The sequence below is a fragment of the Microcoleus sp. LAD1_D5 genome, from assembly GCF_036702115.1.
In the GTDB taxonomy this organism is placed as follows: domain Bacteria; phylum Cyanobacteriota; class Cyanobacteriia; order Cyanobacteriales; family Microcoleaceae; genus Microcoleus.
Map to the genome: position 1 here is coordinate 1 of NZ_JAUBSA010000051.1, position 11,386 is coordinate 11,386.

Annotated in this window: 11 protein-coding genes and 2 CRISPR repeat arrays (1 of these 13 cut by a window edge); of the genes, 8 read left to right on the forward strand and 3 right to left on the reverse strand. The window is 41.2% G+C overall.

The genetic code is table 11. The features are described from left to right. Positions 1-470 precede the first annotated feature (470 nt). Both cas2 and cas1 read right to left on the reverse strand, forming a co-directional pair. Positions 471-746, reverse strand: coding sequence for a CRISPR-associated endonuclease Cas2 (cas2, locus tag QUA70_RS19595; protein ID WP_333410553.1), 276 nt, complete (start codon positions 744-746; stop codon positions 471-473). A 132-nt stretch (positions 747-878) separates the two neighbouring features. Next, on the reverse strand, positions 879-1,853 hold the full coding sequence (cas1, locus tag QUA70_RS19600; protein WP_333410555.1) for a CRISPR-associated endonuclease Cas1: 975 nt from the start codon (positions 1,851-1,853) through the stop codon (positions 879-881). A gap of 217 nt (positions 1,854-2,070) precedes the next feature. After that, positions 2,071-2,726: a CRISPR direct-repeat array (repeat unit 36 nt; unit sequence GTTTCCAATTAGTCCGGTTTGACCCAGCCGGTAGGG). Between the two features lie 258 nt (positions 2,727-2,984). Between cas1 and QUA70_RS19605 the strand changes: the two genes are divergently transcribed. The 3 genes from QUA70_RS19605 to crn3 are packed head-to-tail and all read left to right on the forward strand — an operon-like array spanning position 2,985 to position 4,097. Further along, positions 2,985-3,404: a XisH family protein gene (locus QUA70_RS19605; RefSeq protein WP_333410557.1), complete on the forward strand. Its 420-nt coding sequence runs from the start codon at positions 2,985-2,987 to the stop codon at positions 3,402-3,404. Beyond that, positions 3,392-3,730: a XisI protein gene (locus QUA70_RS19610; protein ID WP_333410559.1), complete on the forward strand. Its 339-nt coding sequence runs from the start codon at positions 3,392-3,394 to the stop codon at positions 3,728-3,730. The genes QUA70_RS19605 and QUA70_RS19610 overlap by 13 nt, the downstream gene beginning before the upstream one ends. 37 nt (positions 3,731-3,767) lie before the next feature. Then, positions 3,768-4,097: a CRISPR-associated ring nuclease Crn3/Csx3 gene (gene crn3, locus QUA70_RS19615; protein WP_333410561.1), complete on the forward strand. Its 330-nt coding sequence runs from the start codon at positions 3,768-3,770 to the stop codon at positions 4,095-4,097. A gap of 18 nt (positions 4,098-4,115) precedes the next feature. Here the strand turns inward: crn3 and QUA70_RS19620 are convergent, their stop codons facing one another. Continuing rightward, the gene (locus tag QUA70_RS19620) at positions 4,116-5,075 is read right to left on the reverse strand and encodes a hypothetical protein (RefSeq protein WP_333410563.1); all 960 of its coding nucleotides are present in this window, start codon (positions 5,073-5,075) and stop codon (positions 4,116-4,118) included. A gap of 79 nt (positions 5,076-5,154) precedes the next feature. On the opposite strand from QUA70_RS19620, the gene QUA70_RS19625 reads away from it, so the two are divergent. Genes QUA70_RS19625 through QUA70_RS19645 form a run of 5 tightly spaced genes read left to right on the forward strand, consistent with a single transcriptional unit; the run spans position 5,155 to position 10,767 of the window. Continuing rightward, positions 5,155-6,729 (forward strand): Cas10/Cmr2 second palm domain-containing protein, encoded by a 1,575-nt coding sequence (locus QUA70_RS19625; RefSeq protein WP_333410565.1) that lies wholly within the window; start codon positions 5,155-5,157, stop codon positions 6,727-6,729. Then, positions 6,714-7,757, forward strand: coding sequence for a type III-B CRISPR module-associated Cmr3 family protein (locus tag QUA70_RS19630; RefSeq protein WP_333410567.1), 1,044 nt, complete (start codon positions 6,714-6,716; stop codon positions 7,755-7,757). The genes QUA70_RS19625 and QUA70_RS19630 overlap by 16 nt, the downstream gene beginning before the upstream one ends. Positions 7,758-7,795: 38 nt before the next feature. Next, entirely contained in the window at positions 7,796-8,701 is a 906-nt protein-coding gene (locus QUA70_RS19635; protein WP_333410569.1) for an RAMP superfamily CRISPR-associated protein, read from the forward strand. Then, positions 8,701-9,105: a hypothetical protein gene (locus tag QUA70_RS19640; RefSeq protein ID WP_333410571.1), complete on the forward strand. Its 405-nt coding sequence runs from the start codon at positions 8,701-8,703 to the stop codon at positions 9,103-9,105. The genes QUA70_RS19635 and QUA70_RS19640 overlap by 1 nt, the downstream gene beginning before the upstream one ends. 45 nt (positions 9,106-9,150) lie before the next feature. Continuing rightward, the gene (locus tag QUA70_RS19645; RefSeq protein WP_333410573.1) at positions 9,151-10,767 is read left to right on the forward strand and encodes an RAMP superfamily CRISPR-associated protein; all 1,617 of its coding nucleotides are present in this window, start codon (positions 9,151-9,153) and stop codon (positions 10,765-10,767) included. A 263-nt stretch (positions 10,768-11,030) separates the two neighbouring features. Further along, positions 11,031-11,386: direct repeats of the CRISPR family, unit length 36 nt; unit sequence GTTTCCAATTAGTCCGGTTTGACCCAGCCGGTAGGG (it continues 695 nt past the right edge of the window).

Genomic DNA, 11,386 nt, shown 5'->3' on the forward strand with positions numbered 1-11,386 from the left:
TTGAATGATTACGGGTTGGAGAGGTTGGCGGCGGAACAGAGTTTCCAATTAGTCCGGTTTGACCCAGCCGGTAGGGACTTTAATTATTAAAGACAATACCACTGGAACCCCGACCGTTTCCAATTAGTCCGGTTTGACCCAGCCGGTAGGGATTTTTGAGTTAGAGATCTCAGAGCATAAAGTTAGAAGACTTAAGTTTCCAATTAGTCCGGTTTGACCCAGCCGGTAGGGAGTTCTTATAGGAAGCCTCTCCCAGTATAGTCTTCAGATTGCAAATCTCCATGGGTTATTTTCTTGTCAACTAGTTATAGATTATTGACAGGTAGTTGACTTTGGGATAGAGACCAGAAACCTTATGTAGCAGTGCATCTCCATAGGTTTGAGGCAAAAATAGGTTTTCTGAGGATCAGGTTACCTGTGGAGGTAGTAGCATTTCATAGGAAGAAATAAACTCAAATTTGGCGGGCAAATTAAAAAATGTAAACACTGGGAGGCTCTTGAGATGGGGAAGAACCAAGAGTTAAAGAATTTTTTACTGCCTCTGGGGCGAGCCAATAAAAGCGAACATTGTCTTCATCGAGGTTTATTTGCTTTTCCACCCTTTTATGCAGCTCTCGCATTTCCTCCAGTTCCATAAAACACTCAAACACAGAATATTGTACCCGCCGTCCATAACCTTCTAGGAAATTAGCTAATCGAAGGCGGCGCTTGTCATCAGGAATATCGTAGACAACTACTACCAACATTTTCAGTTATCAGTGAACAGTGAACAGTTATCAAAAAAACGTTATTTTGTAGCTATAGTCTCGATCGCTATAACTTCACTTCTACCATAACCCCCCTATCTTCCTTCATAACAACTGATAACTGTTTACTGTCTATTGTCTCCTCAGCCACGGTTCGTAGATAAAAGCATCATTGACTAGGTATTGCTTATAGCGCCTGATCTGGAATTGAATTGCTCGACGGTAACTGACTTGGGTTTGAATGTCTGAATGAGTGACCAACTCGGATATCCGCTCCTCAAAGTATTTTAGAAATATCCTCCGGGCTGTATTAGTCAGGTAAATACCCCCGTTTTCTTTGTACCAACTAAAATCTGTCGGCTTGATGATTTTTTGGTTGACTAGCTTCATTACCAAAGTATCCACGATGGGCGATCGAAACTCCTCCATCAAATCAAAAGCTAAGTCTGCCCTTTGATCATCCGTGCCGTGCAGATTTCCCAGATAAGGATTTACCCCTTCTGCCAACAGGAGACTGAACACATTATTTAGGAGTTGAGTGTAGCCAAAACTCAGGAGAGCATTCATCGGATTATTGGGGGGATGAAATACCCGCTCCGTCAGTTCAAACCCCTCACTGGTAATAGCTTGCCCCAGAGCCGGGAAGTAACGAGCCGCTCCACAACCCTCATAACCCAAGATTTCAGCAATATTTTCAGCATTTTCTAGAGCTTCTAGATCAGTGCTTAATCCATTGATAGCCGCTTGGATTGTTTCTAACCTACGCTTACGATTTAGCCGGAGTAAGAGGAGCTTGGAGTTGTAGAGCTTGCCTTGGACTACTGCCCTTGCCATCTGGAGCCGAAAAAATTCATCTTGGCGGCGATCGAACTGGGCTAATTCGATGGTCATCGATCGGTTTTCGGCATTCCAGAGCTGCCCCTTGTATTCTCCGAGTTGACTGAGGAAAATCACCGGAATATTCTCTTCTAGGGCTACGAAACAAAGGTCTGTGAAAATTTCACAACGATCAAGTAGATGATAAATTGTGGAGCGATCGAACTGTGGGGCGATCATGACAAAGCTAGAAAGCACCAAATCCAAATCAAGGATTTTCGATAGGTTCACTTTCCCAGCTAAGAATTAATCCTGCTGATCTTCTAACTAATAACTTATTTCTCCTGCTCACTGATTGTCGTTTCCAATTAGTCCGGCTTTTTCAGGGATCAGTCAACAGTAAACAGTTATCAACCTTTTCCATTATTTCTGGCTGAAAAAACAATCTCAGACACAAACAAAAAAGTGAACAATTACTCTGTTAACTGGTAACTGTTCACTGATTGTCGTTTCCAATTAGTCCGGTTTGACCCAGCCGGTAGGGCAGTTTTCACGTAAAAGTCAAAGGGAGCTTTGACCGAATTCTAAAGGTGTTTCCAATTAGTCCGGTTTGACCCAGCCGGTAGGGACTTGAAGTAGAAGATGCAGACACTGGTGAAACAATCCAAGTTTCCAATTAGTCCGGTTTGACCCAGCCGGTAGGGGGAACTACTAAGAGCCAACGGAAAACTAGCCCTAAATGGTTTCCAATTAGTCCGGTTTGACCCAGCCGGTAGGGGCTAAAGTAGCCTCTTTTATGGAGTCCCTAAGACCCGGATAGTTTCCAATTAGTCCGGTTTGACCCAGCCGGTAGGGGCTGAAGTAGTCTGTAATCAAAATAATAATGTTGCCCTGTCAAGTTTCCAATTAGTCCGGTTTGACCCAGCCGGTAGGGTATATATCAAATCGGTCGGTGGGGCAAGCGGATTGATCTCGGTTTCCAATTAGTCCGGTTTGACCCAGCCGGTAGGGAACAAGTCACGCTCATAACTCCATATGGAAATCATTACTTGTTTCCAATTAGTCCGGTTTGACCCAGCCGGTAGGGCAGAGCGGTAATCCTGCTACAATCGACATTACAACGCTACCGTTTCCAATTAGTCCGGTTTGACCCAGCCGGTAGGGAGTTCTTTTAGGAAGCCTACCCCAGTATAGTCTTCAGCTTGCAAATCGACCTAGGTCATTTTTGTGTTAATTATTCATGGCTTATTGACAGATAACAACTTTAGTATGGAGGCTGGAACCCTTGTGGGATAAGCGACCTATCAAAACTCCTCCATCAAATCAAAAGCTAAGTTAAGGAAAGTTATCAGTGAATGGTTATCAGTTGAATTAGGTTATGATTTCTGCAAGAGGTCTGTTAAATAATGAGACTACTTTACTATGCCAGCCAGAGATGTTTACCATGATATTGTTAAAAATGCCCTGATTAAAGATGGTTGGAAAATTACTCACGATCCACTCCGTATTCGTTTAGCACGTGGTAAGAATCTCTTCGTTGATTTGGGAGCAGAACGATTATTAGCGGCAGAAAGAGGAAGCGAAAAAATAGCAGTTGAAATCAAGAGTTTTACAAGTCCTTCAGACATGAATGATTTAGAAAAAGCAGTCGGTCAATTTGTTTTGTATGCTCATTTGCTAAAACGTTATTATCCAGACCACATTCTATATCTTGCAGTGAGTGAAGACACGCGCAAGAGGGTTTTTGAAGAAGAAGCTGGTCAAACTATGATTGAAGACAATATTATTTGTTTAGTAACTTTTGATCCCATTGAGGAGGCGATCGTTAAATGGATTCAGTAAATGTTCATTATCGCAATATTGTAGAAAAAGTCATACAAGACTATATTGATTTTCTGGGTAGTAATGATCAGGTTCAATTTGAACTAGTATTTGATTATGCCCACGATCGCTATCTATTAGTAGAAACAGGATGGGAAAATGGTTATCGCATTTATGGAACTTTGCTACACATAGATATTATTGATAATAAACTTTGGATCCAGCATGATGGAACTGAAGAAGGTATTGCTGTGGAATTAGTAGCTGCGGGAGTTCCTAAAGCAGATATTGTTTTGAGTTTTAGACCTTTAGCTGAAAGAAGATATTCAGATTTTGCTGTTTCATGATGTTATTTTTGTAATTTCCTTAATTGATTTTCCGCCCATGAATCCAATTCAACTTACTTTAACCTCTGGGGAAACTAGCGATCGCTTGGTTTACCAACATCTCCACATTGAGATTACCGGTGATGGCATTGCCGAACCTCAAGACCTAATCGGGTTGAAACTACCAGAGGGAGTGCGATCGAACCAAGGAGTAGTCCTAGAGGGAAAAGCCCCTATTTGGCTCTATGGATATTTAGTCCATGAATGCCATGCCACCGCTTGGGTTGGTTGCTACGATCCGCGTTTAGATGGGGCAGTGGTGGTAGAAAGTCATACTAAAGGAGTCAGCGTGGGGCAAGTGGTGACAGTGAAAAGTGATCAGCAATAACTGATCACTGCTAGGAGATTAATCATTATCATTTCCTCTGTATAGTACTGGGTCAAAGTCGATCGCAACGGGTTCTTTTTGACCTTGGGGTAGAGGGTTTCCTTGCCAATCTCGATCAGAACTTATATATTGCATTTTACGTTTTGGTGGAATACAAGCCATAGCCAGAGCCACACTCATCATTTTTGTGCCGCCAGTCACATCTACTAGGATATGCTCTCCCTTAATGGTAGATTCCTGAAATATCTTTTCAGTAATCGCTGTGAATTCAGCATACTTCCATTCATCAGTAAAAAACTTGCTAGGATCAACATGAACTATGATATCCTTACCATACTGAAACTTTAGATATTTTTGGAGAATCTCGGCAGTTTGCTCAGAACCTTTGCTGCCTACTAACCATACTTCTTGTAGAGTTTTTTCTTGTACACAATGGTATTTCACAGCTTTAATTTGCGGTTCCAGATTTGAGTTGAAGAAGTTTATTCTAGAAAAATCTGCCTCTGTTAAATTATCGATCGATTTGTCTAGTATATTTTTGATTCCCACCTCGATTTCTTTCTTGATTTGCTTCTTAATTTCAGATTCAGTAGTTGATTCCAGTAAGTTAATTCCAGATGAATCTGCTTCTGTCAAATCAGCGATCGAATTATTAAATACCTTTTGAATTCCTGCTTCAACTCGTGCTTTGATTTCATCTTCAATAGTTTTCCTCCCAGCTGAGTATGGTCCTAATAACATAATTAAACCCTTTGCTCCACTGGGGGATACTTTTTCGGAGGTAATTCCAATACTTTTTTCCTTTCGTTGACTAATATCCACCCGATGCAAAAGCCAGTATATTATCGTGAGTAATAATATTCCCCAAAGATTACCAGCAGAGGCTAAGCCAAATGAAATATTAACTACTGCAAAACCAATAAATTGCAGAGAGGAGCTAGGCGTGAATATATCTTTTAGTGTTATTTTCTTAAGCATTTTTACCTCTCTAGAAGATTAATTAAGAAATTGTGAGCTTTGTCTGCCACTAACATGACTTGATGCTATATATCTAAGTATGAGTGATACACAATACACTGCAATTACCTTTGCGCCGGTTCAAGGCTTTATTGAAAAATCTCGCAAGCTCCGGGATTTGTACGGTAGCTCCTATATTTTATCTCACTTGGCAGATGCTGTTTGCCAAGCTGCCGAAGCTAAAAGTTTAACAGTTATATCGCCAGCTTTGATTGCTGTGGCAAAGGGAACACCCAATCAGATCATAATTAAGGGTGATTTTCCAGAGCGAGAAGCACGGGAAGTTTTCCAACAGGCTTGGGGAGAAATTGTCGATCGCTGCCGCAGTTGGATTGAAACAGAAATTCCCCAGACTTATCGCTGGCGTGAGGAATGGAATCAATGGCGGAATTATGCGTGGGAGTTTTTCTGGGTACAGGGGGAAACTGCTGATAGGGCAAGGAAGAATTCAACAGACTTGAAGCGATCGCGCGCGTGGATTGGGATTAACTGGAAAGGGGAAAGCTCGACACTTTCGGGGGCAGATGCGATCGCCTATCCCTCCATGACTCTATTCAACCCCCAAAAAGGTAGCTATACCCAAGAAGATGACAAAATCAAAGCATTCTATCAAGCTCTGAGCGATCGAACTGGGGAAATTATTGAATCCAGTGAACAGTTAAGCATTCCCGAACTGATCAAACGCCTCGTAACCATGCCACAGGTTGCTAGAAGAGTAGGTATTCAAGAAACTCCAGAGACATTTCGAGATCTGAACCGCCTAGAAAGCAATTATCAAACAGGTTGGTTCCAAGGAGATGGAGATAGTTTTGGCACATACCTTAAGTCGCTAACTGAAGATCAATCAAACCCCGGTAAAAGCAAACCAAACGCCGATGAATTAAGTAAGAACTTTAGTTTATCCCTGCGGAACTGGGCTAAGGACCACTTTTCTGACTGGGTAGAAAGAGATCAAGGCGGCAGGGTTGTTTATGCTGGGGGGGATGATTTTCTAGGGATTTTTTATCGCTTATCTTCAGAAGATTCAGCAGATTCTAAATTGATTCCCTTAACTGCAACTAAATGTCTAGAGCGGTTTTATGAGTTTCCTAAAGTGTGGCAGAAACATGGGGAACCCGTTACAGTTAGTGTCGGGTTTGTGTGGGCGTTTCCCGGTGTGCCGCAGCGAGAGGTATTGCAACATTGCAGCAAAGCAGAAAAAAAAGCTAAGGAGTACGGGCGCGATCGCCTAGCTATCAGGGTTCTTTTTAATAGTGGTAATTATTTGGAATGGGCTTGTCCTTGGGCTTATCTCCAGAAGATTTTTGAGGGATATCGCGATCGTTCTGGAGGGCAGAACTGGACACATCTCTACAATGATGTTGCCGTGTTGGAGTCTCGCCATGCCTTTGATCCTCAAGGAGCGATCGCTCAGGCTCTCTGGGAAATTTACTTTCCAGAAATATCTAAAGATTGGAATTTGGATAATGATGATTTCCTATGGAATAAAGAAGATCAAAACAAACAAAGACAAAGCTCTGGAATTTTAGGCAAGCGAGCTACTCCCAGCCAAAGTTTTACAGACTGGTTCATTAAACTTGCTAATGTAGGATTTCATCTATGTTCCAATACTTAATCACCATTGACCCTTTGGGGTTACTCTACGGCAGTGCGGGGCGGTTTCTTTCTCCAGATAATTTAGTGGGGCGATCGGGGGATAGTTTTCCGCCTAGAGCCATGGCGATCGGAGGTTTATTTGCCCATGCCTTGAGTAACGATCCAAAGAAAAAAGAGAAACTAGAAAATCTCGTAGTAGCCGGGGCATTTTGGGCATATAACCAGAATTGCCAAACTATCCAAAATTTCTATGTCCCCACACCCCAAATCTATTTAGTGGATAAGGAAACAAAGCAGGTGAGCGATCGCCTAGTTTGGCAAGGGGAAAAGTGGAGCAAGAGCGATGGTAAATTTGAGCCGGGAACTTGGATGGCAATCAAAGAATGGGATACTACTGCTAAACCAAAAGTTAAAACCTCCCCTTGGGAATCTCACCCCCACCTTCACCCTAAATTGTGTCCCGACGAGCGCCGCACTTACATCGAGCAGTTGGAAGATGGCACAACCCGGGGCGGTTTATTTTTAGAAAATGCAGTGCAACTACACCCCGATGTTTGTTTGGTGTATTTATCTAACCAAGAATTAAAACCGGACTGGTATCGCTTTGGGGGTGAGGGGCATATGGTAGAGGTCAAATGCCATAGGCTGTCAGAAGAAACCAAGAAACTGTTCAACGAACCTGTAGGCAAAAGTTTTGCTCTAATCACTCCCGCCGTGTGGGGTTCTAATAATTTTTCCTATCGAGAGCCGGGTCAGCAAGTAAACGACACTTGGCAAAATGCTTGGGAGGTAGAAGCTTTGTTGACCGATCGACCTCATCCCTTCCGCTATCGTCGGGGTGGACATCTCTCACGAGGACGTTATGCTGTGCCGGCGGGAACTGTGTATGTACTAGAGAAGGAAGAAAAACCTTGGTCTGAATGGTCAGAGGATTGGTTTCCGAGCGATCGAGATAAGCCCGCTAAGGATGAAGATCCCCAGACTTTCAAGAAGCTAACCTTAAAAAATTGGGGTTGTGGATTAGCTCTGCCCCTAACGGTGAGCTAGGAAGATTTTAGAAATTTTTAGTAATAGGAGACTAATTAATGTATCAAAAAGCCTACGGAATTATCGAAACTCTCGCCCCTCTGCATGTGGGAGCCAGTGCTGGGGAAGAAACAGGAAACCTGAACCTAATTTTCCGGGATCAATTCACCCAAACCGGCATCATTCCCGGCAGTTCCATCCGAGGCAGATTTCGGGCAGATATGCGATCGATCGATACTACTGATAATAATTTAGATTATGGTTTAACTAATGATTGCTATGGTCATGAGTCTAAAAATAATGATCCAGAGAGCACGACGGAAGCACAAGTTAAATTTGAATATGCCTCGTTAGTTTGGCTACCAGTCTTTTGTCCCGGTCAGCCAGTTGTCTGGGTTACTTGTCCTAGGTTATTAAGAAGATATAAACAAGTTGCTCAGTTAGAATATGAGTTACCCAAACACTATACTGTTCAATTACAAAAACCGTGTAGAACCCTATTTTTTAACTTAGGTCATCTCACGGGATTAAGAAATGTCAAAAAAACTGATATTGATAACTTAGAGCAATGGATTCCTGAAACTAAAAATCTAAACTTTGCCCCAAATAATTTAGTAGTTGTTGGTGATAATGATATTAATATAATTCATGAAATGTCTCTTTACCGTCAAAGTAGAACTAAGTTAGAAGATGACGTAAAGAAAGTGAAAAATTTCTTTGGTGTTGAAGCTCTACCAGAAGGAAGTATATTAGCTTTTCCAGTAGCAATTAAACAAAAAAATAAGGAAAGAAATGAAACTGAGTGGGAAGAGGCTTTAGGCTATACTCAATGGGAGAAAAAACCATCAGACACTCAAAAGCATATACTGTCTAAAGAACTTTATTTTGGTGGTTTAGAGTCTATTGGTTTCGGTCGTTGCCATGTAACTTTAGCAGGTGAATACTTTAACCAAGGAGATAAATAATGAGTTGGGAACCTTATTCGCTGGATCATGAGGCACGGAAACTAGTAAAAGAACAAAATGAACACTCTCTCCGAGAATCCTACAAAATGCGGGAGGCTGTTGCCTACGGACTTGAAAGATTTTGGGGTGAGGCTAAACGCTACGAAGCAAATCAAGAGAGATATCTAGATGGTGATCAGGAATTAAAAGCTGAAATTGAAGAGAAAAAAGCTGTTTACTGGAGAAATGTCTGGGATAAATTAGCAGAAATCTTAGGAGAAGATATCAATTTACCTAAACACGATCAAGTTAAAGTAGATGCTGATGAACTATGGCAGTTAAACCGTGACAAACAAGAAATAGCTTTAGCTGTTCTTATTCAGTTGTGTGATTGTTTAGTTTGGTGGACACAACGTTATAAATAATCTAGACATCAAAAATGGTGAATTTTTATGCCTCCAATCCCTAAAATGTACCTAGCTCAAATAGAAGGGCGTTGCAGTCTACAATATACTGCTGAGGATGAAGATAGACAGCAATGGTTAAAAGAATGGATCGATCCCAAAAACGACGGCGAGTCCTATCAACATAAAAAAAGAGAAACTAGGCTAGGTTCAGACAATATTTATCGAATTGAACTTAAGTTTCCTTGGCGTGTATTTAGTAATGGGGGAAAAGATAGTATCCCAAGACCTGTTCTAGGTAAAAATGGGATTCCTTTTATTCCGGGTAGTAGTATCAAGGGACTCTTCAAAAGAGTTTGTAACTCTAAACAGAAAAAACTCTATTGTGGCGATGAGAATAATCCGGGTTGCTTAAGATTCCACGGAGCTTATCCTATAGGGAATTGGGCAAAAAATATAACTGTTACTGAAACAAAAGATGGTGTAAAAACTACAAAAGTTTGTTATCTAATTGAAGATGTTGTCCACCCCCAACAAAAACGTCAAATAGAAAAAGAAACAACAACAAGTGCTAGTGCTTTAATTAGTTTTTATGAGCCAACTTTTTCATTTGAATTTAGTAATGTAAATGAAAATATAAATTGGACAGAAGTTGAGAGTATTTTACATCAAGCACTAAGCCGAGGACTTGGAGGGAAAACCAGTACAGGTTATGGATTTGTTGATTCTCCTGAATATGCAAAACCTACAAGTAGCTTATACAATAATGCTGAACATATTAGATTGGAGGGAACTGGAGTTAGTTCTAAGTTAATCAATGGGCAGCCAGAGTTTCGTCCTAATCTATTTAAAGCTACTTTGCGAGGTCACACTATTAGGCTGTTATCGGGATTAATTAATGATAAGTTGATAGACCGATATATCGATCGACTATTTGGCAGTACAAATAATCCAGGTAGTTTACAACTATACTGGGAAAATAAGAAAAAAATATCATTTGATAAGAAAGGCAGGAAGGAAACTAATCCAACCTATAAGGTCGAAGGTATTCTACATATTTGTAGCCAGAATACTCAGGAAGTTTCGTTGATAGGCTTAGTAATTAAATTTGCTTTTATTCTTGGTGGCTTTGGTAAGTCTTGGCGAAGAGTCTCTCATGAACAGTTTTACAAAGAGTATTTTCAAGCTCAAAATAAATATGATATTGGCTGTCACTGGAAATCTTTGGATGAGGGATGGATAGATATTAAAAACTCTGATGATTTAGGGAAATTTCTAGGCAAAGTGCGAAATGATTTTCAGAAATATCTGGGTTCAAATCCTAATTATCAACCAAGCAATAAATGGCGTGAGGTTTGGCATCCCGATCGAGTTGCAGTTTATAGCAATGTTGTTCAAAAATCAGAGGTAATTGAGCTATTTCATAATGAAGTGTTTAAATATACTCCAGCCATTGGAGGGCGAAATCTAGGCGATAAACGTCCTACGGCCGTTAGCTCTGTTTGGCATCGAATGCTGCCCATAGGTGATGGAAATTATTTAGAGATTGTTACTCTGTTCCATCACGCTCGCTCTGATTGGAAACATAAAACACAAGGGAATCAATTATCTAATTTTATTCAAGAGCTAGAATCAGCAGGATTAACTCTTAGTTGGGGAAGTGAACCGGCTGAAAATCCTTGATTTAGATTTGGTGCTTTCTAGCTTTGTCGTAGTTACAGATAGGTCGATCGCCCCCCGAAATTTATCATCTGCTCGATCGCTGTGAAATTTTCACAACCTTCTGTACTGCCTAGGATCGATCGCTTCTGGGAATTAATGGTTAAGGGCTAGAGCGCGATCGAATCATTTAACAATAAATAGTTATCAAGTTTTCTCATAATCTCGAATACAAACAAAAAATGAACAACTACCTTTGTTAACTGGTAACTGTTCACTGATTGTCGTTTCCATATTAGTCCGGTTTGACCCAGCCGGTAGGGCTAGAACGCGCATACACTGACGGTAAATACATCAAGTTTCCAATTAGTCTGGTTTGACCCAGCCGGTAGGGGCCTCATCTTCTTTTTATGAAATCTAAGACAAGCCTGCCTGGTTTCCAATTAGTCCGGTTTGACCCAGCCGGTAGGGACTTGCTTATCCCCCGCCGCACTAATTGAGTTGAGCGAGTGTTTCCAATTAGTCCGGTTTGACCCAGCCGGTAGGGGCTAGGCAGTAGTATCTTTTTGATAGTGTAAGTCCTAGCTCGGAGTTTCCAATTAGTCCGGTTTGACCCAGCCGGTAGGGTTTCTGATCGTACTGG